The 22,481-nt window shown below is 70.9% G+C and carries 17 protein-coding genes; 12 read left to right on the top strand and 5 right to left on the bottom strand.

The window, feature by feature from the left end; all coding sequences use genetic code 11:
* The 5 genes from L0984_RS18450 to L0984_RS18430 all read left to right on the top strand — a co-directional run bounded on the left by L0984_RS18450 (position 1) and on the right by L0984_RS18430 (position 5,165).
* Complete coding sequence (locus L0984_RS18450; RefSeq protein WP_234195237.1) at positions 1-822, top strand: ABC transporter permease; 822 nt, start codon at positions 1-3, stop codon at positions 820-822.
* 40 nt (positions 823-862) lie between these two features.
* Entirely contained in the window at positions 863-1,663 is an 801-nt protein-coding gene (locus L0984_RS18445) for an ABC transporter ATP-binding protein (RefSeq protein WP_234195236.1), read from the top strand.
* A 25-nt stretch (positions 1,664-1,688) separates the two neighbouring features.
* Entirely contained in the window at positions 1,689-2,630 is a 942-nt protein-coding gene (locus L0984_RS18440) for a TauD/TfdA dioxygenase family protein (protein WP_234195235.1), read from the top strand.
* Between the two features lie 94 nt (positions 2,631-2,724).
* Complete coding sequence (locus L0984_RS18435) at positions 2,725-3,837, top strand: ABC transporter substrate-binding protein (RefSeq protein WP_234195234.1); 1,113 nt, start codon at positions 2,725-2,727, stop codon at positions 3,835-3,837.
* Positions 3,834-5,165: a sulfatase family protein gene (locus tag L0984_RS18430; RefSeq protein WP_234195233.1), complete on the top strand. Its 1,332-nt coding sequence runs from the start codon at positions 3,834-3,836 to the stop codon at positions 5,163-5,165. The genes L0984_RS18435 and L0984_RS18430 overlap by 4 nt, the downstream gene beginning before the upstream one ends.
* A gap of 47 nt (positions 5,166-5,212) precedes the next feature.
* Here the strand turns inward: L0984_RS18430 and L0984_RS18425 are convergent, their stop codons facing one another.
* The 4 genes from L0984_RS18425 to L0984_RS18410 form a co-directional block, all read right to left on the bottom strand.
* The gene (locus L0984_RS18425) at positions 5,213-6,727 is read right to left on the bottom strand and encodes an acetyl-CoA hydrolase/transferase family protein (RefSeq protein WP_234195232.1); all 1,515 of its coding nucleotides are present in this window, start codon (positions 6,725-6,727) and stop codon (positions 5,213-5,215) included.
* A gap of 135 nt (positions 6,728-6,862) precedes the next feature.
* Complete coding sequence (locus L0984_RS18420) at positions 6,863-7,678, bottom strand: MetQ/NlpA family ABC transporter substrate-binding protein (protein ID WP_234195231.1); 816 nt, start codon at positions 7,676-7,678, stop codon at positions 6,863-6,865.
* Positions 7,679-7,794: 116 nt separating this feature from the next.
* Positions 7,795-8,763, bottom strand: a complete 969-nt coding sequence (locus L0984_RS18415; RefSeq protein WP_234195229.1) for a tripartite tricarboxylate transporter substrate binding protein — start codon at positions 8,761-8,763, stop codon at positions 7,795-7,797.
* A gap of 237 nt (positions 8,764-9,000) precedes the next feature.
* Entirely contained in the window at positions 9,001-10,221 is a 1,221-nt protein-coding gene (locus L0984_RS18410) for an acyl-CoA dehydrogenase family protein (RefSeq protein WP_234195227.1), read from the bottom strand.
* A gap of 238 nt (positions 10,222-10,459) precedes the next feature.
* Here L0984_RS18410 and L0984_RS18405 point away from each other — a divergent pair, with 238 nt between their 5' ends.
* The 7 genes from L0984_RS18405 (at position 10,460) to L0984_RS18375 (ending at position 21,290) form a co-directional block, all read left to right on the top strand.
* Entirely contained in the window at positions 10,460-13,177 is a 2,718-nt protein-coding gene (locus L0984_RS18405) for an excinuclease ABC subunit UvrA (RefSeq protein WP_234195225.1), read from the top strand.
* Positions 13,178-13,381: 204 nt separating this feature from the next.
* A complete protein-coding gene (locus L0984_RS18400; protein WP_234195223.1) occupies positions 13,382-15,031 on the top strand; it encodes an ABC transporter substrate-binding protein in 1,650 nt (549 codons plus the stop codon).
* Between the two features lie 13 nt (positions 15,032-15,044).
* Positions 15,045-15,965, top strand: a complete 921-nt coding sequence (locus L0984_RS18395) for an ABC transporter permease (protein WP_234195221.1) — start codon at positions 15,045-15,047, stop codon at positions 15,963-15,965.
* Positions 15,962-16,861 (top strand): ABC transporter permease, encoded by a 900-nt coding sequence (locus L0984_RS18390; protein WP_234195220.1) that lies wholly within the window; start codon positions 15,962-15,964, stop codon positions 16,859-16,861. The genes L0984_RS18395 and L0984_RS18390 overlap by 4 nt, the downstream gene beginning before the upstream one ends.
* The gene (gene nikE / locus L0984_RS18385; protein ID WP_234195218.1) at positions 16,851-18,545 is read left to right on the top strand and encodes a nickel ABC transporter ATP-binding protein NikE; all 1,695 of its coding nucleotides are present in this window, start codon (positions 16,851-16,853) and stop codon (positions 18,543-18,545) included. The genes L0984_RS18390 and nikE overlap by 11 nt, the downstream gene beginning before the upstream one ends.
* Before the next feature lie 60 nt (positions 18,546-18,605).
* Positions 18,606-19,100: a nickel-responsive transcriptional regulator NikR gene (gene nikR, locus L0984_RS18380; protein ID WP_234195217.1), complete on the top strand. Its 495-nt coding sequence runs from the start codon at positions 18,606-18,608 to the stop codon at positions 19,098-19,100.
* A 123-nt stretch (positions 19,101-19,223) separates the two neighbouring features.
* On the top strand, positions 19,224-21,290 hold the full coding sequence (locus tag L0984_RS18375) for a TonB-dependent receptor (RefSeq protein ID WP_234195823.1): 2,067 nt from the start codon (positions 19,224-19,226) through the stop codon (positions 21,288-21,290).
* Here L0984_RS18375 and L0984_RS18370 read toward each other — a convergent pair.
* Positions 21,267-22,457: an MFS transporter gene (locus L0984_RS18370; RefSeq protein ID WP_234195821.1), complete on the bottom strand. Its 1,191-nt coding sequence runs from the start codon at positions 22,455-22,457 to the stop codon at positions 21,267-21,269. The genes L0984_RS18375 and L0984_RS18370 overlap by 24 nt on opposite strands.
* Between the last annotated feature and the right edge of the window lie 24 nt (positions 22,458-22,481).

The following is a 22,481-nucleotide window of genomic DNA, read 5'->3' as shown; positions in this document are numbered from 1 at the left end:
ATGACTCGATCGACCGACAAAGCCCCCGTTGGCGCACGCGCCGACCGCCATCCCGTACCGGCCGCGCTGCGCGGCTGGGTGCTGCCCCTGGGCCTGCTGCTGCTCTGGTGGGCGGCGGTGCAGTTCCGCTGGATCGATTCGCCCCTGCTGGTGTCGCCGCAGGCCGTGTGGCAGCGCGCGGTGGACTACACCGTCAGCGGCGAGCTGCGCGTGGCGCTGGGCGCCAGCCTGTGGCGCGACCTGGCCGGCTTTGCCATCGGCGCCGGTGGCGGGCTTGTCTTCGGGCTGCTGCTGGGCCTGTCGCGGCCGGCAGAGCGCGCGCTGGGCCCAAGCTTCCACACGCTCAAGCAGATCTCGCTGTTCGCCTGGATTCCGCTGATCTCCGTGTGGTTCGGGCTGGGCGATGCGGCCAAGGTCGCCTTCCTGTCGCTGGCCGCCTTCTTCCCGGTGGTGCTCAACACCTACGAAGGCATCCGCAGCGTGCCGCGCGAGCTGGTGGAGGTGGCGCGAGTGCTGCGCTTCACCCGCTGGCAGCTGCTGTGGCGCGTGGTGCTGCCGGGCGCGACGCCATCGATCTTCGCGGGCATCCACCTGGCGCTCATCTATGCGTGGCTGGCCACGCTGGGCGCCGAGTACCTGCTGGTCTCGGGCCAGGGCATCGGCAACACCATGATCGACGGCCGCGAGCATTTCAAGATGGACCTGGTGCTCTTCGGCGTGGTGGTGGTCGGGCTGGTCGGCTTCGCGCTGAACTGGATCGCCACCCGCATCGAGCGGCGCCTGCTCGCCTGGCGCGGGCAGTCCGTGGCGCGCTTCCAGTGATGGCGCCCATTTCATCCTTCTTCTTCGATCCGGGTTCCCCATGAGCCGTTCCGAAGCCGGCACGCTGGCCATCCGCCATCTCTCCAAGCAGTACGAGGTCGAGGGCCAGCCGCTGCCGGTGCTGCAGGACATCTCGCTGGACATCGCACCCGGCGAATTCGTCAGCATCGTCGGCACCAGCGGCTGCGGCAAGTCCACGCTGCTGCGGCTCATCGTGGGGCTGGAGGCGGGCTTCGACGGCCAGCTGCTGCTCGACGGAAAGCCCATCGCCGGCACCGGGCTGGAACGCGGCATCGTGTTCCAGGAACACCGGCTCTTCCCCTGGCTCACCGTGCAGGACAACGTGGCGCTGGGCCTGATCAACGCCCCGCTCACCGAGGCGCAGAAGGCCCGCCAGGTGGCCGACCACATCGCCCTGGTGGGCCTGCGCGGCTTCGAGCGGGCCTGGCCGCACCAGCTGTCGGGCGGCATGTCGCAGCGCGTGGCCATTGCGCGCGCGCTGGTCAGCCGGCCCGAGGTGCTGCTGCTGGACGAGCCTTTCGGCGCGCTCGACGCCATGACGCGCGCCCACCTGCAGCAGGAGCTGCAGCGCATCTGGCAGGCCGAGGGCATCACCACCGTGCTGGTCACGCACGACGTGGAAGAGGCCGTGTTCCTCGGCGACCGCGTGGTCGTGATGGCGCCGCGGCCCGGGCGCATCCAGCGCGTGGTGCCGGTGCCGCTGCCCCATCCGCGGCGCCGCGCCGACCTGGCCTTCGTGCAGATCAAGGATGCCGTGCTGGCCGAGTTCGCCGGTCCTGCCGAGGCCGTGGCGGAGGGCAAGGCCGCCGTCGCGGCCTGATTCGTTTCGTCAACAGGAGAGGTCCATGTCCGTCCAGAAATTTCCCGTCCGCATCGAGCCCGTCGACATCGCCGGGCGCTACCGCCACATCCGGCCGCAGCCGCAGCAGCCCAACTTCGCGGCGCGCATCGAGGGCGTGGACCTGACGCAGCCCATCGGCCCCGAGGTGCGGCGCGAGCTGCAGCAGGCGCTGCTGGACTTCGAGGTGCTGTTCTTCCCGGCCCAGCCGCTCACGCCCGAGCAGCATGTGGCACTGGCCGCCGTCTTCGGCGAGCTGGCGCCCGGCGCCTTCTTCCCGCGCAAGGACGGCCATCCCTTCGTCGAGGTGATCGAGTTCGACGAGAAGCGCCCGCCCGAGATCAACATCTGGCACAGCGACCTCAGCTGGCTGCCGCAGCCGCCCAACGGCACGGTCATCCAGATCACCGAGCTGCCGGCGCAGGGCGGCAATACGGCGTGGGCCAGCCTGAGCAAGGCCTTCGCGGCCCTGTCGCCCGGCCTGCAGGCCTACCTCGAAGGCCTGACCGCCACCCACACCTGGGAGATCAGCGGCTGGCGCCAGGCGCTGGAAAAGTACGCCGGCCTGCAGGGCGTGGCCGATGCGCTGCGCAAGTACCCGCCGGTGTCGCGGCCGGTGGTGCAGGTGCATCCCGAATCGGGCCGCAAGGTGCTGTTCGTCAACGAGAACTTCACCCAGCACATCGATGGCGTGCACTTCCGCGAGGGCCGCGGGCTGCTCGAGTTCCTGCGCGAATGGATCGTGCAGCCCGAGTTCGTCCATCAGCACAAGTGGGAGCCCCACGGCATCGCCGTGTGGGACAACCGCAGCACCCAGCACTACGCCCTGACCGACTACTGGCCGCATCGCCGGGTGACGCAGCGCGTGACCTTCAACGCCTTCGGCACCGCGCCCACCACGCAGACCACCCGCGCTGCGGTGGTCGACGAGGCCACGGCCACCGCCTGAGCCTTCGCGCCGCCCGGTCGGCAGGCGCTCGCGCCGCGTGCGGCCGGCGAGCGCCCTGTTCCGCATTCCCGACTCCTTCCTTCCTCCCATCCGCATGACCGCCGCATTCCTCCGTCGCCGCCCCTTCCTGGCCGCCGGTGCCTTCGCCCTCGCCGCCACGGCTTGGCCCCTCGCCCATGCCCAGAGTGGCGCAGCCCTGCCCAAGGTCATCCGCCTGGCCGCGCCCGAGCAGGGCAGCCAGGGCAAGTCCTTCGCCGGTGCCGGCCCCGTTTCGCTGGCCTATGCGGCCAAGGCAATCGAGGCCGAATTCGCCAAGGACGGCGTGCAGGTGGAGTGGAAGTTCTTCAAGGGTGCCGGCCCCGCCATCAACGAGGGCATCGCCACCGGCCAGCTCGACGTGGTGTTCCTGGGCGACCTGGCCGCCGTCATCGGCCGTGCCAGTGGCCTCAAGACCCGGCTGGTGGCCGCCTCCGGCCGCAGCGCCAACAGCTACCTGGCCACGGCGCTGGGCAGCAACATCCAGGGCTTCAAGGACCTCAAGGGCAAGCGGGTGGCCGTGCTGCGCGGCACCGCCTACCAGTTGCCCTTCGACCGGCTGCTCAAGGCCGAGGGCCTGACCGAGAAGGACGTGCGCTTCACCAACCTCGACTGGCCCACTTCCAAGGCGGCCCTGGTGAGCAAGGACATCGACGCCACCTTCGGTGGCTCGGACCTGCAGCTGCTCAAGCTGGCGGGCACGGCCGACATCCCGGTCAGCACCAAGGGCCGTGGCGACCTGTACGCCATCCATTCGACCGTGATCGCCACCGACGCCTTCGCCACCCAACATCCCGAGGCGCTGACCCGCATCGTCAAGGTGCTGGTGCAGCAGGCGCATGCCGCCAGCAGCGGTGCGATCGCGCGTGACGCGCTGTTCCAGCGCTTTGCCGACATCAGCGGGCTGCCGGTGCCGCTCTTCTCCAGCGAGTTCGAGGGCACCGACATCAAGGCCCGCTATTCGCCGCTGCTGGACGAAGGCTACGTGGCCCACTTCGACGACGTGATCGAAGGCGCGAAGGCCGCCGGCATCGTGCGCCAGAGCTTCGACCCCAAGACCTGGGCCGATGCGCGCTTCGTCAACCAGGCGCTCAAGGAGCTCAAGCTCGAAGGCTTCTGGACGCCGACCAGCGCCGCCAGTGCGCGTGCGGCCACCACCGCGTCCCGATGAGCCGCTCTGCGCCCAACATCCTCTTCATCCTGGCCGACGACCTGGGCTGGGCGGACCTCGGCGTCTATGGCGCCACCGACTTCGCCACGCCGCACCTGGACGCGCTGGCCGGCCAGGGCGTGCGTTTCACCCAGGCCTATGCCAACTCGGCGGTGTGCTCGGCGACACGCTTCGCGCTCATGACGGGCCGCTACCAGTACCGGCTGCGCGGCGGGCTCGAAGAGCCCATCGCCCGCAGCGGCCATGTGCATGGCCTGCCGCCGGAGCATCCCACGCTGCCCTCGCTGCTCAAGGCGCAGGGCTACGACACCGCGCTCATCGGCAAGTGGCACCTGGGCCACCCGCCGGCCTTCGGGCCGCTGAAGAGCGGCTACGACCGCTTCTTCGGCAACCTGGGCGGGGCGGTGGACTACTTCACCCACAAGCCCGGCGTCGGCGTTGCCGTGCCCACCGACCTGTGGGAAGGCGAGGTGCCGGTCGAGCGCGTGGGCTACTACACCCAGGTGCTGGCCGACGAGGCAGAGGCCCATGTGCGCGGCCGGGCCGGCCAGGCCCGGCCCTTCTTCCTGTCGCTGCACTTCACCGCGCCGCACTGGCCCTGGGAAGGGCCGGGCGACGAAGCGGTGTCGCGCGAGCTGCGCGACCTGTTCCACTACGACGGCGGCAGCCTGCGCAAGTACGGCGAGATCGTCGAAGCCCTGGACGCCGCCATCGGCCAGGTGCTGGCAGCGCTGGCGCAGACGGGGCAGGCGGAGAACACCGTGGTGGTCTTCACCAGCGACAACGGCGGCGAGCGCTTCTCCAAGACCTGGCCGCTGGTGGGCCAGAAGACCGAGCTGCTCGAAGGCGGCCTGCGTGTGCCCACGCTGCTGCGCTGGCCGGCCCGCATCGCGCCGCAGGTGCAGGACCAGGTGGCCATCACCGCCGACTGGCTGCCGACCTTGCTGGCCGCGGCGGGCGGTGCACCGCATGCCGACTATCCGAGCGACGGCGAGAACCTGCTGCCCGTGCTCGAAGGCCAGGCACCCGTGCATCCGCGCACGCTGTACTGGCGCTACAAGGCGCAGTCCCAGCGCGCCGTGCGCGACGGGGACTGGAAGTACCTCAAGATCAACGACAACGAGTTCCTCTTCGACGTGGCGGTCGACCCGCGCGAGCGCGCCAACCTGCGTGAGCGGCAGCCCGAGGTGTGCGCGCGGCTGCGTCAGCAGTGGGTGGACTGGAACGAGGGCTTCCTGCCGATCACCGACGAGGTGTTCACCCATGGCGTGACGCCCGACGTGCAGGCGGACCGCTACGTGCCGGAGCGGGCCACGCGGGCGCTGTGAGCCCACGGCCGGGGCTTCGCGGGGGCGCCCCGCCAGTCGCCCGAAGGCTACATGTGCCCTTCGCGCAGGTAGCGCGTGTGCCAGGAGAAGGCCTCGTCCAGCAGGTGCGGCGTGTGCTGGCCGGGGGCGTGCAGCGCGGCCCGGGCCACGTAGTCGCGCAGCGCCGGCCGGTAGTCCGGATGGGCGCAGCGCTCGATGATGCACTGCGCCCGCTGCCGCGGCGACAGGCCGCGCAGGTCGGCCAGGCCCTGCTCGGTCACGATGACCTGCACGTCGTGCTCGGTGTTGTCCACGTGGGAGGCGAAGGGCACGATGCAGGAGATGGCCCCGTCCTTGGCCACCGAGGGCGTGACGAAGATCGACAGGTAGGCGTTGCGCGCGAAGTCGCCCGAGCCGCCGATGCCGTTCATGATCGACGAGCCCATCACGTGCGTGGAGTTGACGTTGCCGTAGATGTCAGCCTCGATCATCGCGTTCATGGCGATGGTGCCCAGGCGGCGGATCACTTCGGGGTGGTTGCTGATCTCCTGCGGGCGCAGCACGATGCGGTCGCGGTAGGCCGCCGCGCCGGCATTGAAGCGCTCGGCCACGGGCTGGCTCAGCGACAGCGCCGTGGCCGAGGCCTGGGCCAGGGTGCCCTTGTCGAGCATGGCCAGCATGCCGTCCTGCAGCACCTCGGTATAGGCGGACATGCCTTCGAAAGGGCCTTCGTTCAGGCCCGCCAGCACGGCGTTGGCGACGTTGCCCACGCCCGACTGGATCGGCAGCAGCGTGCGCGCCGGTAGGCGGCCCTTGGCCACCTCGTGCTGCAGGAAGTCGATGATGTGCCCGGCGATGGCGCGCGACACGGCGTCGGGCGCCGCGAAGGCGGTGTTGCGGTCGGGCTGATGGGTCTCGACCACGGCGACCACCTTCGACAGGTCGCAGTGCAGGTAGGGCTCGCCGATGCGGTCGCCCGCGCCCACCAGCGGGATGGGCACGCGGTGGGGCGGCAGCCGGGTGCCGTAATACACGTCGTGCATGCCCTCGAAGCCATCGCTGAACCAGCTGTTGACTTCCAGGATGATGCGGTCGGCCTGGTCCAGCCAGGTCTTGTTGTTGCCGATGGAGGAGGACGGAATGAGGCGGCCGTCGGGCAGCACGCCCGCGACCTCGACCACGGCCGTGTCGATGCGGCCCAGGAAGCCGAACCAGGCCTGCGGCGCGACATGGCTCAGGTGCATGTCGGTGAAGTGCATGCGCCCGCTGTTGATGAGCTTGCGCAGCGTGGGGTCGGACTGGAAGGGCAGCCGCATCTCGATGCCATCGACCGCGGCCAGTGCGCCGTCCAGCTCGGGGCCGGTCGAGGCGCCGGTCCACAGGCCGATTCGGAAGGACTCGCCCCGCGCGTGGGCCTGGCCGATGCGGGCGGCCAGCGCCTGCGGAACAGCCTTGGGATAGCCGGCGCCGGTGAAGCCGCTCATGCCGATGTTGGCACCCGGCGGCACCAGGGCGGCGGCCTCGTCGGCCGAGACCACGCGCGAGGCGAGCAGGGGGTTGAGGATGCGGCCGGACGCGGGCATGGGACGGGACTCCAGGAAGGCTGAATGACGAACGCCGCACGGCGGCGTGGCCATGCGGCGGCAGAGGGGCAGGAGTCTAGCCCTCGGCCCCGGCGCGGGTGTCGGCCGGGACGTCCAGGCGCGCAGGGGGCGGCGTCAGAACGCCGGGATCAGCGCGCCCTTGAAGGTCGTCTCGATGAACCGCCGCACCTCGGCCGACTGGTAGGCCGCGACCAGCTTCTTGGCCCACGGCTTGTCCTTGTCGGCCCGGCGCACGGCGATCAGATTGGCATAGGGGCCCTGCGGCGATTCCTTGATGACCGCATCGCGCACGAAGGACAGGCCCGCCTTCTCGGCGTAGTCGTTGTTGATCGAGGCGATGGTCAGGTCGTCCAGCGAGCGCGGCAACTGCGCGGCGTCCAGCGGCACCAGCTTGAGCTTCCTGGGGTTGGCCGTCACGTCCAGTGGGGTGGCGGTGTTGTTCTTCACGGCCTCGGGCTTGAGCGTGAGCAGGCCGGCCGACTGCAGCAGCAGCAGCGCGCGGTTGCCGTTGGAGGGGTCGTTCTGGATGCCCACCGAGGCGCCCTCGGGCAGTTCCTGCGCCGACTTGACCTTGCGCGAGTAGAAGCCCAGCGGCGCCGTGATGGTCAGGCCGACGGGCACGATGTCGTAGCCGCGGGCCTTGATCTGGTTGTCCAGGAAGGGCTGGTGCTGGAAGGCGTTGGCGTCAAGATCGCCGGCGGCCAGTGCCGCGTTGGGCAGTTGGTAGTCGTTGAAGACCACGACCTGCACGTCGAGGCCGTCGCGGGCCGCGACCTTCTTGACCACCTCGAAGATCTTCTCGGCATTGCCGACCGAGATGCCGACCTTGATGGCCGCCTTGTCCTGGGCATGCGTGGCGGGCGCGAGGGTGGCGAGGGAGAACAGCGAGAGCGCGGCGATGGCGGCACGGCGGCGAAGGGAGAAAGGCATGAAGCAGCGAAGAGCAGAGTGTGCGAACACGGGGTCGCCACTGTGCGTTGCGCCTTACGCCGCGCCAACGAAGCAAAGCGCATGTCGATAGCCGCGCAGCGCATGGCGGCTGCCGGCTACTCGACGTCGATGCGCACCCCGCTGTCCACCAGCGCGCGCAGCTTGCGCGACTCCCCGTCCAGGAAGCTGGCGAACTGCTGCGGCGTGCCGGGGGACAGCTGCAGGCCCGTTTCGGCAATCGCGGCGCGTACCCCCGGATCGTCGAGCGCGCGCCGGATGTCGGCGTTGATCTTCAGCGTCAGCGCGTCGGGCACGCCCGAAGGCAGCAGCATGCCGTACCAGGTGGCATAGAGCAGGTCCACGCCCTGCTCGCGGAAGGTGGGCACGTCGGGCGCGGCCGGATGGCGCTGCGGCGCCGCGATGGCGATGGCGCGAAGCTGGCCCGCGCGGGCCAGCGGCATCGACGAGGTGCCGTCGAAGATGCCGTCCACCACGCCGGCGATGACGTCGTTCTTGGCCGGTGCCGCACCGCGGTAGGCCACGTGGGTGATGCGCGTGTTCAATGCCCTGGCGAACAGCTCCAGCGCAATGTGCGGACTCGACGCATTGCCCGACGACGCCAGGCGCAGGCGATCCGGCCCCGAGCGCGCAAGCGCCACCACGTCGGCCAGCGACTTCATCGACGAGCGCCCCGAGACGAACAGGATCAGTCCGTTCGCGCCGATCTTCACCAGCGGCTTCAACGCATCGGCCGCATAGGGCATGCTGCTTCGCAGGATGGGGTTGGACGTGTAGGCATAGGCGGTGAGCAGCAGCGTGTGCCCGTCCGCGGGCGCCTTGGCCACGTACTGGGTGCCGATCAGCGTGCCGCCCCCGCCCCGGTTCTCGACCAGCACGGGCTGGCCCCAGATGGCTGAGAGCCGGTTGGCGATCACGCGGGCATGCACATCGGTCGGTCCGCCGGCGGCATAGGGCACGACGAGGGTGACGGGGCGGCTCGGGAAGGGCGTCTGCGCATGCAGCAGTGCAGGCGCGGGCAGGAGCGCGGCGCCGCCCAGCGCGCGCAACAGGTCGCGTTTGTTCATGGCGCGCCAGTGTGGGCGCGCCCCGCAGCGGCGGCGCGCCGGCCGCCGAAAAGCAGCTTTGCGCGATCCGCCGCCTCAGAAGGTGTGAATGAATCCGGCGTGGCCGAGCGGGCTGCGAAAACGCGGCCAATCAAGGCGCAAAGCGCAGCCATAGCTCGGGCTATGGCGAGCATTTGCAACGCGGAGTGGGCGCGTTTTGGCAGGAAGAGCGGACATGACGGGTTCGTTCACGCCTCCTTAGCCCGCCGCCGTGCCCACCGACCAGTAGAAGGTGGGCCGGCTGCCGTTGAGCGCGTGGTCGCCGATGGCGCGGGCCTTGTAGATGGACGGGTTGTGCGAAGCCAGGGTGCGCGCATTGCGCCAGTGGCGGTCCAGCCGCAGGTCTTCGTTCAGCGCGCTGGCGCCGCCCACGTCGAACAGGCGTGTCGCCGCGTTGAGCACCGCTTCGGTGGTGGCCACCTGCGCATGGCTGGCGCGCAGTTCCACGTCCACCAGCAGCGACTCGGGCACCGGCTCGCCGCGACGGCGCAGGCGGTCGACATCGCCGAGGCCGCGCGCCACGTCCTGTGCGGCCAGGCGGCCGAGCCAGGCCGCGTTGGCCAACTGGCCCACCACCTGCTGCACCAGCGGATCCTCGCGCGGGGAGGCGGCACTGCCATGGCTGAAGCTGCGCCGGCGTGCCTGCACGAAGGCCGTGGCGTCGCGCACGATGGCCTGGGCGATCCCCGCCAGCGTGGCGATGTGCACCAGCTGGAAGACCGCCGTCTGCGACGTGGCGCCCTGCGCTGGAAACTGCAGCACCTGGTCGTCGGGCACTGGCACGCGATGCAGCCGGGTGGTGCCCGAGGCCGTGAGCCGCTGGCCGAAGCCGTGCCAGTCGTCGATGCGCTCCACGCCCGGCGTGTCGGTGCGAACCAGGGCCAGGGTGCGCCAGCCTTCGCGTGCTTCGGGGCCGTCGATGCGCGCCGTCACGCCCACCCAGTCGGCATACAGCGTGCCGGTGCTGTAGAACTTCTCGCCCTCCAGCAGCCAGCGTCCGTCCTCGCGGAACAGCCGGGTCTGCAGCCGGCCGAGCTGGCCGTCGCCGGCTTCGGTGGTGGCGTTGCCGAAGATGGCGCCGTCGGCCACCCGGCGCAGCCAGGGCGCCCGATGGCCTTCGTCGATCTCGGACAGCAGGCGTTCGACGAAGCCGAAGTGCGCCCGCAATGCCTGGACGAGGTTGGAGTCCGCGGCGCCCAGCTCGATCAGCAGATCGAACAGCTGCTCGGGGCTGGCACCCAGGCCGCCGTGCTCGCGCGGTACGCGCAGCGCGCCGAAGCCGGCCTGCCGAAGCGCATCGATGGCGTCGTGCGCGAGGCGGCGCTCGTGCTCGCGGCGCGGCGCGGCCTCGGCGATCTGTTGGAAGAGGGGGCGGAAGCGTTGCGCCAGGGACTCGGCGTCGGGGCGGTCTGAAGACATGGGAAGGCAGGCGGGTCGGCGCGGCCGCGAATGCGCGAGGCCCGTAGGCGGTGGCGTGCGGCGCATCCGTGCAGTGTGTAAAGCGTCGAAGCCTAGGTGGGGCGGCCTGCGCCGCCAACGACGTTTTTCGCGCTTGCTTGCTGTGGGCGCGCATAAGCGCGGCAGGCCGCGCCATTTCCTATAGCAGTAGCCGGCATGTTCCGTCCCTGCCACGGCGGCCCGCATGCACAGTGGGCACATGCAAAGACCTGCAAGCCAGAAATCCCCCGCCAGGCCAGCGCCAGGCGCAGCCGCGGACGCGGGCGCGTCGAAGACGTCGGCACGCACCAGCGCGCCAGAGCACACGGATATCGATCGCTTCGTGCGCGTGCGCGGCGCGCGCGAGCACAACCTTCGCGACGTCGACGTGGACATTCCGCGCGACGCCCTCGTGGTGTTCACGGGCATCTCCGGCTCGGGCAAGTCGTCACTGGCGTTCGGCACCCTCTTCGCCGAGTCTCAGCGGCGTTACCTCGACTCCGTGGCGCCGTACGCCCGGCGCCTGATCGACCAGGTGGGCGTGCCCGACGTCGACCGCATCGACGGCCTGCCGCCCGCCGTGGCGCTGCAGCAGTCGCGCGGCACGCCGGGCTCGCGCTCCACGGTCGGGAGCCTGACCACGCTGTCGAGCCTGCTGCGCCTGCTGTTTTCCCGCGCAGGGCATTACCCGGCCGACCAGCCCATGCTCTATGCCGAGGACTTCTCGCCCAACACGCCCCAGGGGGCCTGCCCGACCTGCCACGGCCTCGGCCGCGTCTTCGACGTCACCGAGGCGTCGATGGTGCCCGACCCGTCCTTGACGATCCGGGAGCGCGCCGTGGCCGCCTGGCCCACGGCCTGGCAGGGCCAGAACCTGCGCGACATCCTGGTCACGCTCGGCCATGACGTCGACACGCCCTGGCACCAGCTGCCGAAGAAGGTCCGCGACTGGATCCTGTTCACCGACGAGCAGCCCACGGTCCCGGTCTATGCCGGCTTCACGCCGGCCGAGACCCGCCAGGCGCTGCGTCGCAAGCTGGCGCCGAGCTACCAGGGCACCTTCACCAGCGCACGCCGTTACGTGCTCCACACCTACGCCACCAGCCAGAGCGAACTCATGAAGCGGCGCGTGTCGCGGTTCATGGTCGGCGGGTTGTGCCCGGCGTGTCAGGGCAAGCGCCTGAAAGCCGAGGCGCTGTCGGTGACCTTCGAAGGGCACGACATCGGCGAGGTCGCCGCCTTGCCGCTGGCGGCCGTGCACGACCTGTTGGACGCGGCGGCGCAAGGGCGGGCTGCGGCGACGACGCGCCCCTCGCAGACGCTCGGCGCGGCGCAGTCCCGCGCGGCGCGCGCTGCCCGGTCTGCAAGGGGCGAGGCGTCCCACGCCACGGCGCCCGACGTGCGCCGCACACCCGAAGGGTCGCAGGAGAAGCGCCTGGCCGCGCAACGGCTGGCCACGGAGATTCGCGAGCGCATCCAGACCCTGCTCGCGCTCTGCCTGGGCTACCTGACCATGGACCGGTCGACGCCGACGCTCTCGCCCGGCGAACTGCAGCGCCTGCGCCTCGGGGCGCAGATCCGCTCGAGCCTGTTCGGCGTGGTCTACGTGCTCGATGAGCCATCGGCCGGCCTGCACCCGGCCGACGGTGAAGCCTTGCTGGATGCGCTGGCGCAACTCCGGCGCAACGGCAATTCGGTGTTCGTGGTGGAGCACGATGTGGAGACGATGCGGCGCGCCGACTGGATCGTCGACGTCGGGCCCGGGGCCGGCAGCCGCGGTGGCGAAGTGCTCTACAGTGGACCGCCCGAGGGGCTCGCGGCCGTCGAGCGCTCAGTCACCGCGCGCTTTCTCCGCGCGGACCGGCATCCCCCGGTCGGTCGCGGCCGCTCGCCCACCCACTGGTTGGCGCTCGAAGGCATCCGCCGCAACAACCTGAGCGACCTCGACGTCCGCATTCCGCTCGGCGTGCTGTGTGCTGTCACCGGCCGGTCCGGCTCGGGCAAGTCCACGCTGGTCAGCCAGGCGCTGGCCGACCTGTTGGGCCAGCGGCTCGGCCAAGGCCCGGCGTCCGACGAGGACGTGCCGGAGGTCGGCGCCGAAGCCTGGGCCACGCCCATGGCGGGCCAGCTGGGCGCCGGCGCCGAGGCGGTGCGCCGGCTCGTGCAGGTGGACCAGAAGCCGATCGGTCGCACGCCCCGGTCGAACCTCGCGACCTACACCGGACTGTTCGACGCCGTCCGGCAGCTCTTCGCCTCGACGGCGTTGGCGCGTCGTCGGCGCTACGACGCGGGGCGCTTCTCCTTCAACGTCGCCAAGGGGCGTTGCGAGACGTGCGAGGGCGAGGGCTCGGTCAGCGTGGAACTGCTGTTCATGCCGAGCGTGTATGCGCCATGCCCCACCTGCCACGGCGCGCGCTACAACGCCGACACCCTGGCCGTCACCTGGAATGGCAAGAACATCGCGCAGGTGCTCGACCTCACGGTCGAGGAGGCACGGGTGCACTTCGAGGGGGAGCCCCGCATATCGGCACCGCTCCAACTGCTCGGGGAACTCGGGCTGGACTACCTGCGCCTGGGCCAGCCGGCGACCGAGCTGTCGGGCGGCGAGGCCCAGCGCATCAAGCTCGCCACCGAACTGCAGCGCGTGCCGCGTGGGGGCACCCTCTACATCCTGGACGAACCCACCACCGGCCTCCACCCGGCGGATGTCGAGCGGCTGATGGCGCCGTTGCAGAGGCTGGTGGACGCCGGCAACACGGTTCTGGTCGTCGAGCACGACATGCGTGTGGTGGCGGCGGCCGACTGGGTGATCGACATGGGGCCCGGCGCGGGCGCCGAAGGCGGACGCATCGTGGCGCAGGGCACGCCCGCGCAGGTCGCTGCCACCTCGTCGGAGAGCGCGACGGCCGTCTACCTGCGGCAGGCGCTCGCCGGGTAGGGCGGCGATCGACGGGCGCTTCGCCCTTCGGGCCGGAGAGACATCTGCGAGATCGCGACGGCGGGCGAAGTGCGCTGCTTCTGCCCGGCGCGAGGATGCTTCTGCGAAAGCCTTCGTTGGCCACTCGGTCGACGCTTTCAACAATCGCAGGCTTTGCGGCAGGCACCCCGTGGCTGCACGCGCTCTTTCCTTGCGGTGGCTTCCATGTCTTCTCCCCTTTCCTCCCCGACCCGGCGCCCCGGCGCATCCGTCTGGCGCGCGCTCGCCGGCGCCATGCTGCTGTCCGGCACGGCGGCTGCCCACGCCCAGGCGCCGCGCAGCGGCGGCGAGATCGCCTTCGGCGTCACCACCGACCCCATCTGCTTCAACCCGCACCGTTCGTCGCAGCAGAACTCCTACATCCTGATCCGCAACTACATCGACTCGCTGGTGGCCAAGGGGCAGGGCGGCAAGTTCCTGCCCTGGCTGGCGCGCGAATGGTCGGTGTCGGCCGATGGGCGCACCTACCGCTTCAAGCTCAAGCCGGGCATCGTGTTCCACGACGGCACGCCGCTCGATGCAGAGGCCGTCAAGTTCAACCTGGACTTCGTGCGCGACACGCGCAACACCAATGGCTCGGGCGAGCTGCTGCGGGCGGTGGAAGAGGTGCAGGTGCTGTCGCCCACCGAGGTGCAGCTCAAGCTGTCCCGGCCCGATTCGAGCCTGCTGGAGTCCATCGCGAGTGTGCGGCTGGGGCTGATCTCGCCCAAGTCGCTGCGCTCGGGCGACGGGCTGTGCGGCGGCGGCCCGGCCCTGGCCGGCAGCGGACCCTTCGTGTTCGAGAGCTACACGCGTGGCCAGTCGGCCACCTTCGTGCGCAACCCGCGCTACGACTGGGCGCCGGGCTATGCGGCGCACCAGGGGCCGGCCTACCTCGACAAGGTGACGGTGCGCTTCCTGCCCGAGTACGCGGTGCGCGCCGGTGCGCTCAAGTCGGGCCAGGTGGACGTGATCGAGGGCGTGCAGCCCACCGACATCGGCCTGTTCAAGGACCAGCCGGGCTTCCAGTTCCTGGTGGGGCCGGCCGGCGCGCAGACGGCCTTCACGCTCAACATCAACTACACCATCGCGCCGGCCACCGACGTGCGGGTGCGTCGCGCGCTGCGCGACGGGGCCGACATCGATGCGCTGGTCAAGAGCGTCTACCGCGGCACCTACCGCCGGGCCTGGTCCAACATCGGCCCGGACAACCACTTCTACAACGAGGCGCTGGAGGGCCGCTGGCGCTTCGATGCCAAGGCCGCCAACCGCGCGCTGGACGAGGCCGGCTGGACGGGCCGCGATGCCGAGGGCTTCCGCACCAGCAAGGAGGGGCAGCGCCTGGCCATCGAGGTCGGCTATCCGCAACCCTTCGTGCGCGACAACCGCGAGGTGCTGATCCAGGGCCTGCAGGCGCAGCTGCGCAAGAACGTGGGGCTGGACCTGCGCCTGCGCTTCATCACCGCCGGCGAATGGGCCCAGCAGCTGCAGAAGGGCACCTGGACCATCTATCCCAACACCTACCTGCCGGCCGATGCGGCGCAGGAGCTGCAGGGCAACATCGGTGACGGCGGCTTCATCCGCGCGGTGGCCGACAAGGGCGACAAGGTGCTGTTCGGCTACATCAACGACGCCCTGGCCGCCACCGACCCGGCGCAGAAGAAGAAGCTGGTGGACGAGGCCCAGCGTCACGCGGTGGACGAAGCCATCATCGTGCCGCTGTTCGCGGCCAACTACCAGCTGGCGGCCAAGAGCACGGTGCGCGGCCTCTCGTTCGAGACGCAGCTCGACTCGCCATCGAACTTCCACGACGTGTGGCTGGCCACCGCGCCCTGAGCCGATGACGGGCATGTGGCGCATCGTCTTCTCGCGTCTGGCCGCCGGCCTGCTGGTGGCCTGGGGCAGCACCACCGCCGCCTTCGTGGCGCTGCATGCGCTGCCGGGTGAGGTGCAGGACATCCTGGCGGGCGACCTGGACTATCCCGGCCTGCGCGAGGCCATCGCCGCCGAATGGGGGCTGGACCGCAGCATGGGCGCGCAGTACCTGGCCTTCCTGGGTCGCATCGCGCAGGGCGACTTCGGCACCTCCTATGCGCTGCGGCAGCCGGTGGCCGGGCTGGTGGCCTCGCAGGTCGGGCCGACCGTCGAGCTGGCGCTGGCGGCCGGGCTGATCGCGCTGGTGCTGGCCGTGCTGGTGGGCAGCCTCACGGCCGGGCCGGGGCGCCTGGGCCGTCGCGTGGCGGGTGCGCTGGAACTGACCTTCGCCTCCACGCCGGTGTTCTGGCTGGGCATCCTGCTGCTGATCGGCTTCTCGTTCACGCTGCCGTGGTTCCCGGTGTCGGGCGCGGAGGGCTGGCGTTCGCTGGTGCTACCGGCCCTGGCGCTGGCGCTGCCGACGGCGGGCCTGCTGGCCCAGGTGCTGCGCGAGGCCATGGACAAGGCGCTGGAGCAGCCCTTCGTGGTCACCGTGCGGGCCCGCGGCCTGGGCGAGGCGGCGGTGCGCCTGCGCCATGTGCTGCGGCATGCGGCGCTGCCGCTGCTCACGCTGGGCGGCTGGATCATCGGCGGGCTGCTGGGCGGCGCCGTGATCACCGAGAAGGTGTTCGGCCGGCCCGGCCTGGGCACCGTCACCCTCAACGCGGTGCTCAGCCACGACGTGCCGGTGGTCCTGGCCGTGGTGCTGCTGGCGGCCTTCGTCCATGTGGTGGCCTCCACGCTGCTGGACCTGCTGGCATTGCTCATCGATCCCCGTCTGGCGTCTTCCCCATGAGTGCGATTCCCGAACTTCTTCTGCCCGGCGCCGGCACGGATGCGCCGCGGCGTGCTGGCTGGCGGCTGCGCCGTCCCTCCGCCACGGCCGTGGCCGTGCTGCTGTCGGCCGCCTTCCTGGTGCTTCTTGCGGTGGCGGCACTGGCGCCGCGCTGGCTCACGCCGCACGATCCGCTGGAGGGCGACTTCCTGGCCGTGCTGCAGCCGCCGTCGGTCGAGCATCCCTTCGGCACCGACCGGCTCGGGCGCGACGTGCTGGCGCGCACCGTCCATGGCGCCCGCTACTCCCTGGCCATCGGCCTGGGCAGCACCGCGCTGGCCGTGGGCGTGGGCGTGCTGCTGGGCCTGCTGGCGGGTCAGCGCCATCGCCTCGCCAACGAGGGGCTGTCGCGCGTCTTCGACGTGATCTCCTCCTTTCCCGGCGTGCTGCTGGCCATGCTGGTGGTGGTCTTCCTGGGGCCGGGCCTGGCCAACATCGCCATCGCCGTGGGCATCGCCGGCATCCCCAAGTTCGGCCGCGTGGTGCGGGCGCAGACGCAGCTGGTACGCCGCGCCGACTACGTGACGCAGGCCGTCATCTACGGCCGCAGCCGCTGGCAGGTGTTCGTGGGCCACCTGCTGCCCAACGTGCTGGTGGCGGTGCCTGTCACCGCCACGGTGCATGTGGGCTCCGCCATCCTGGCCGCCTCGGGCCTGAGCTTCCTGGGCCTGGGCCCGCAGCCGCCCACGCCCGAATGGGGCGTGATGCTGGCCGAAAGCCGCGACGTGCTGCGCGTGGCTTGGTGGCCCGGGGTGTTCCCCGGCGTGGCGATCACGCTCACCGTGGTGGCCTTCACCGTGCTGGGGCAGGCGCTGCAGCGGCGCTTCGAGGGGCGGGGCGGTCGTCATGAGCGTTGAAGCACAGGCGGCAACACCGCTGGTGGACGTGCGCGGCCTGCAGGTGCGCTTTCCCGTCGCGGGCGGACTGCGCACCGTGGTCGAGGGGCTGGACCTGCGCATCGAGGCCGGCGAATGCGTGGCCCTGGTGGGCGAATCGGGCTCGGGCAAGAGCGTCACCGCCCGCGCCCTGATCGACCTGGCCGGCCCGGGCGCGCAGGTGCAGGCCGAGCGCTTCCTGATCGATGGTGCCGACGCGCGCGCCTTCGCCGCGGCCGACTGGCGCCGCCTGCGCGGCACCTTCGCGGGGCTGGTGATGCAGGACGCGCTGGTCTCGCTCGATCCGCTGCGGCCCATCGGCGCCGAGGTGGGCGAGGTGCTGACCCAGCACCGCCTGCTGCGCGGCCGCGCGGCCGTGCGCCGCCGGGTGATCGACACGCTGTCGCAGGTGGGCATGCCCGAGCCCGGAGAGCGCCTGCACCAGCATGCGCACGAGCTGTCCGGCGGGCTGCGCCAGCGCGCGCTGATCGCGGCCGCCATCGCCGCCGGGCCGCGCCTGATCATTGCCGACGAGCCCACCACCGCGCTGGACGCCGCGCTGCAGCAGCAGGTGATCGGCCTGCTGGCCGAACGCGTGCGTGCGAGCGGGGCGGGGCTGCTGCTGATCAGCCATGACCTGTCGGCGGTGGCCGGCATTGCCGACCGGATGATCGTGATGCGCGCCGGTCGTGTGGTGGAGTCTGGCCCGACCCCCGAGGTGCTGGCCTGGCCGCGCGAGGCCTACACCCGGCAGCTGATCGCCGCCGTGCCCTCGGCGTCCTCGCGCGGCAACCGGCTGGCCTCGGCCCGCTTCGTGCGCGACGAGGGCTCGGTGCCGCCGCGCGTGCGCATCGAGCGCGAGCCGCTGCCACCCCGGCAGCCGCCGGCCGGCGAACCGGTGCTGCGCGTGCAGGGCATCGGCAAGCGCTACCGGCGACGTGGCCTGCGGGCGCAGCCGGCTTTCGTGGCGCTGGCGGATGTGTCCTTCGAGGTGCGGGCCGGCGAGGTGCTGGGGCTGGTCGGTGCCTCGGGCTCCGGCAAGTCCACCTGTGCGCGCATCGTGCTCGGGCTGGACGAGCCCGACGCGGGCAATGTGCAGCTGCTGGGCCAGCCCTGGTCGGGCCGGCCCGAGCCTTCACGGCGCGCCCTGCGGCCCAAGCTGCAGTACATCCCGCAGGATCCGCTCAGCAGCTTCGATCCGCGCTACTGCGTGCGCGACGTGGTGACGCAGAACCTGCCCGGGCTGCGTGGCGAAGTGCGGGATGCCCGCGTGCGCGGGCTGCTGGCCCAGGTGGGCCTGGCCGCCGACTTGCTGGACCGCCTGCCGCGCACCCTCTCCGGCGGCCAGCGCCAGCGCCTGGCCATCGCCCGCGCGCTGGCGGCCGAGCCCCAGCTCATCGTGTGCGACGAGCCGGTTTCCGCGCTCGACGTCAGCATCCAGGCCCAGGTGATCGACCTGATCGGCGAACTGCAGTCGCGGCTCGGCACGGCGCTGTTGTTCATCTCGCACGACATCAACCTGGTGCGGCATGTGGCCGACCGCGTGGTGGTGCTGGACCAGGGCCGCGTGGTGGAGCAGGGGCCGGTGGACGAAGTGCTGGCGCGGCCGGCGCATGCGTACACGCGAAGCCTGCTGGCCGCGGTGCCGCCCGCGCTGGTGGGCTGAAGCGCCGTTCGACCGTCCGCAAAGGCGCGGGACGCACGCTGGTGCGCAAGAATCGGCGCCATGCAGCGCTTCACCATCTCCCTGGACGACGATCTCGCCAAAGAGTTCGACGCTTTCATCGCCGCCAAGGCCTATGCCAACCGTTCCGAGGCGGTGCGCGACCTGATCCGCGCGCGCCTCGGCGATGCGGTGCTGGCGGAGGCCGGAGCGCAGCGCCGCACCGCGCGTGCCCGTGTCGCCGCCTGCGTGGCCAACGTGAGCTATGTGTACGACCACCACGAGCAGACCGTCACCAGCCGCGTGCTCGACCTGCAGCATGACCACCATGATCTGGTCGTCACCAGTCTTCACACCCATCTGGACCATCACCATTGCATGGAGACCGCAGTGCTGAGGGGGCCGACAGCGGCCGTACAGGCGTTGGCCGAACAACTGGTGGCCCAGCGTGGCGTGCGGCACGGCAATATCCACCTGGTGCCGCTGGCGGCAGGTCAGGCCCACCGTCACGGCAAGCGCGACCAGGCGCCGCACCGGCACTTCAGCCCATTGACTTGAGCCGGCGTCACATACGTCCGATGGCGTATGGGGCGGCCGAAACGTATGAGGAACCGGCAATTCTTCATACATTTGCGCATGCTCAAGATTTCTCCGATTTCCGCTGCGCGTCTATCGCCCTGGATGGCCGCCGCCTGTAGCCTGCTCCATCCGCCGGCCCTGCAGGCCCAGACTGCCGAACAGGGCCATCTTCCCGAGATCGCGGTCAAGGGGCCGCGCGATGCCAGCATCGGCACGGCCGACAGCGCCAGCGAAGGTGCTGCCGAGCAGGCCTCCTTCCAGAGTCGGCCCAAGCTGCGCCCGGGCGACATCGTCGAGGCGGTGCCCGGCGTGGTGGCCACCCAGCATTCGGGCGACGGGAAGGCCAACCAGTACTTCCTGCGGGGCTTCAACCTGGACCACGGCACCGACTTCGCGGTGCGGGTGGCCGGCATGCCGGTCAACATGCCCACGCACGGCCACGGCCAGGGCTTTGCGGATCTCAACTTCCTGATTCCCGAGCTGGTCTCGGGCGTGCGCTATCGCAAGGGTCCGTACTTTGCCGACAGCGGCGACTTCTCCCTGGCCGGCAGCGCCAGCCTGGACTACGTCAGCGTGCTCGACCGGCCCTTCGCCGAACTGACGCTGGGGCAGAACGGCCTGCGGCGCCTGCTGGCCGCAGGCTCGCAGACGGTGGACGACCGGACCTGGCTGGGCGCTGTGGAACTGGAGGGCAATGACGGTCCCTGGCAGGTGCCCGAAGGCCTTCGAAAGGCCAATGCCGTGCTGCGCTATTCGCAGGGCTCCGCCAGCCGTGGCTTCAGCGTCACGGGCATGGCCTACCAGAGCCGATGGACATCGACGGACCAGATCCCTCAGCGGCTGGTGGACAGCGGCGAACTGTCGCGCTTCGGCAGCCTGAACCCTACCGATGGTGGGCGTACGCGCCGGCTGTCGTTGTCGGCCAACTGGTTCGACAAAGGGCCCGAGGGCGACACCGAACTGAGTGCCTACGCCATCGACTACCGCTTCGATCTGTTCTCCGACTTCACCTACTTCCTGGCCAACCCGGCGCAGGGCGACCAGTTCGAGCAGACCGACCGGCGCCGCATCTATGGCGTGCAGGCCGCGCACCGACGCGCGAACCGGATCGGTGGTCTGGACGGCGTGCTGAGCTTCGGCGCCGAATGGCGGGGCGATCGCATCGGCGAGGTGGGGCTCTATCCGACCCAGTTCCGCCAGCGGCTGGGCAGCGTTCGCAACGACAAGGTGGCCGAGGACCAAATCGCACTGCATGTCCAGCAGCTCGTCGAGTTCGGCGCGAACGTGCGTGGCTACGTGGGGATGCGCGGTACCTGGCTGGGCTACGACGTGCAGGGCCGCGAGCCGGTGTACGGCGCCCTCAACAGTGGGCGCGGCCATCAGTCGCTGCTGTCGCCCAAGGCCGGCCTGGCCTGGACCGTCGCGCCGGCCCACGAGCTCTACCTCAACGTCGGGCAGGGTTTCCACAGCAACGATGTGCGCGGCGCCACCATCCGGCTCGATCCGCAGACCGGCCTGCCGGCCGAGCGGGTGCCGGCGCTGGTCAAGGGCACCGGCTCGGAGCTGGGCTGGCGCTTCCAGCCCGACGACAGTCTGAGCGTCACGGCGGCGCTTTGGCAGCTGCAACTGGGCTCGGAGCTCGTGTATGTCGGCGATGCCGGCAGCACCGAGCCCGGGCGCGCCAGCAAGCGCCATGGCGTGGAAGCGACGCTGCGCTGGCGGATCGACAGCCGCTGGCGCGTGGAGGCCGACGCGGCCTGGTCCCGGGCCCGGTTCCGCGGCGCAGCGCCGGAAGGTGAGGGCAACTTCGTGGACAACGCCGTCGAGCGGGTGGCCGCCGCGGGCGTCATGTGGGAGCAGGGTCCATGGACAGCCACGCTGCGGCTGCGCTACATGGGCGGGCGGGCGCTGGACACGCTGGACAGCGTGCGATCCCGGTCGGTCGTGCTGCTCAACTTCGGCGGCAGCTATGCCGTCAACCGGCAGCTCACGCTGGGACTGCAGGTCTTCAACCTGGCGGGCAGGAAGGGCAACGACATCGAGTACTTCTATGCCTCGTGCACGGCGAGCGAGGTGCTGTCCGACCGCTGCGGCGGCGGCATCGCCGACCGCCACGTGCATCCGATGGAGCCGCGCAGCGTGCGGCTATCGGCCCGCTGGACCTTCTGACCGCATGTGCGAGCGCTGGACCCAGGCCAGGGGAATGATCGCCAGGGCCGTGAGCGCGGTGGCGAAGGTCGCCGCAACGATGCCGACCTGGTCGCCCAGCAGGCCGTACGCGATGGGCGACGCGGCCCCCGAGGCGATGGTGCCGGTGTAGAACACCGCGAAGGCGCGCTCGGTTCGATCGGGCGGCACCATGTCCGGCACGCTGCCGTAGAGCACCGACGAGGTGCCGTTGAGCATCAGCCCCAGCAGGGGCAGCAGGACCAGCGCTGGCCACAGGGGGCACAGCATCACGGCCACGATGCACACCGCGGTGCCACCTTCGGTGACGAGCACGGTGCCGGTCAGGCCGAGACGCTCGCCGAGCCAGCCGCAGAGGAACTTGCCCGCCGCGCCGCCGATGAACACCAGTGCCAGGGCGGTGCCGAGCATGGCCGGTGAGATGCCCTTCCTCTGCAGCAGGAAGGGCAGGAAGGTCAGCATGCCCATGCGCACGGCGGTGTCGAGCACGCCGATGGCCAGCAGAAGCCGGAAGCCCGTGTTCGATGCCGGAAGGCCGCGGCCGCGCTCCTGCGCATGCCCGGCCGGCGCAGGCCGCGCCTGTGACGGGAGCAGAAGTGCAATGGCAATGGCAACCAGCAGGCCTGCCCCGGCCACCGTCCACAGCGCATGTCGCCAGGGCATCCAGACCAGCAGGAAGGACATGGCGGCCGGCAGGGCGGCCTTGCCCAGATCGCCGGCGAAGTTGTAGATGCCCAGGGGACCACGGGCGCGCGCGCCGTACGCCTGGGAGACGGCGGCCGAAGCCAGGGGGTGCTGCGTGCTCGAACCGACGCCCGAGATCGCCAGCGCCACGCACAGGCCGAGCAGGCTGCCCGACAGGCCGGCGACCGCGTAGCCCAGGGCGGCAAGCAGCGTACCCAGTGCCAGCGTGGTGCGCCGTCCGATCCATTGCGACAGCCGCCCTGCCGAAAGCTGCAGGCTGGCCATCGTGCCACCGTAGACCGCACGCAGGACGGCCAGCGCGCCGTAGCCGAGACCGAACTCGCTCTGCCATAGCGGCAGCAGCACATAGATCAGGTCGGTGTAGCCGTCGTGCAGCGCATGGGCGACGCACGACACCCAGAGCACGCGCTTCGGCTGCGACAGGGTTCGCCGTCCTTCGGCCATGTCGGCGGGGAGGAGGCGATGTGT

It is taken from the genome of Pseudacidovorax sp. NFM-22 (assembly GCF_021401245.1).
Classification (GTDB): Bacteria; Pseudomonadota; Gammaproteobacteria; order Burkholderiales; family Burkholderiaceae_C; genus Xenophilus.
The sequence above is the reverse complement of the archived record's forward strand: the minus strand, read 5'-3'. Positions and strand labels throughout refer to the sequence as shown.

What these genes read in the sequence shown, in the direction of transcription:
- L0984_RS18450 (WP_234195237.1), top strand. Translation starts at nt 1, where the DNA reads ATGACTCGATCGACCGACAAAGCCCCCGTTGGCGCACGCGCCGACCGC.
- L0984_RS18445 (WP_234195236.1), top strand. Translation starts at nt 863, where the DNA reads ATGAGCCGTTCCGAAGCCGGCACGCTGGCCATCCGCCATCTCTCCAAG.
- L0984_RS18440 (WP_234195235.1), top strand. Translation starts at nt 1,689, where the DNA reads ATGTCCGTCCAGAAATTTCCCGTCCGCATCGAGCCCGTCGACATCGCC.
- L0984_RS18435 (WP_234195234.1), top strand. Translation starts at nt 2,725, where the DNA reads ATGACCGCCGCATTCCTCCGTCGCCGCCCCTTCCTGGCCGCCGGTGCC.
- L0984_RS18430 (WP_234195233.1), top strand. Translation starts at nt 3,834, where the DNA reads ATGAGCCGCTCTGCGCCCAACATCCTCTTCATCCTGGCCGACGACCTG.
- L0984_RS18425 (WP_234195232.1), bottom strand. Translation starts at nt 6,727, where the DNA reads ATGCCCGCGTCCGGCCGCATCCTCAACCCCCTGCTCGCCTCGCGCGTG.
- L0984_RS18420 (WP_234195231.1), bottom strand. Translation starts at nt 7,678, where the DNA reads ATGCCTTTCTCCCTTCGCCGCCGTGCCGCCATCGCCGCGCTCTCGCTG.
- L0984_RS18415 (WP_234195229.1), bottom strand. Translation starts at nt 8,763, where the DNA reads ATGAACAAACGCGACCTGTTGCGCGCGCTGGGCGGCGCCGCGCTCCTG.
- L0984_RS18410 (WP_234195227.1), bottom strand. Translation starts at nt 10,221, where the DNA reads ATGTCTTCAGACCGCCCCGACGCCGAGTCCCTGGCGCAACGCTTCCGC.
- L0984_RS18405 (WP_234195225.1), top strand. Translation starts at nt 10,460, where the DNA reads ATGCAAAGACCTGCAAGCCAGAAATCCCCCGCCAGGCCAGCGCCAGGC.
- L0984_RS18400 (WP_234195223.1), top strand. Translation starts at nt 13,382, where the DNA reads ATGTCTTCTCCCCTTTCCTCCCCGACCCGGCGCCCCGGCGCATCCGTC.
- L0984_RS18395 (WP_234195221.1), top strand. Translation starts at nt 15,045, where the DNA reads ATGTGGCGCATCGTCTTCTCGCGTCTGGCCGCCGGCCTGCTGGTGGCC.
- L0984_RS18390 (WP_234195220.1), top strand. Translation starts at nt 15,962, where the DNA reads ATGAGTGCGATTCCCGAACTTCTTCTGCCCGGCGCCGGCACGGATGCG.
- nikE (WP_234195218.1), top strand. Translation starts at nt 16,851, where the DNA reads ATGAGCGTTGAAGCACAGGCGGCAACACCGCTGGTGGACGTGCGCGGC.
- nikR (WP_234195217.1), top strand. Translation starts at nt 18,606, where the DNA reads ATGCAGCGCTTCACCATCTCCCTGGACGACGATCTCGCCAAAGAGTTC.
- L0984_RS18375 (WP_234195823.1), top strand. Translation starts at nt 19,224, where the DNA reads ATGGCCGCCGCCTGTAGCCTGCTCCATCCGCCGGCCCTGCAGGCCCAG.
- L0984_RS18370 (WP_234195821.1), bottom strand. Translation starts at nt 22,457, where the DNA reads ATGGCCGAAGGACGGCGAACCCTGTCGCAGCCGAAGCGCGTGCTCTGG.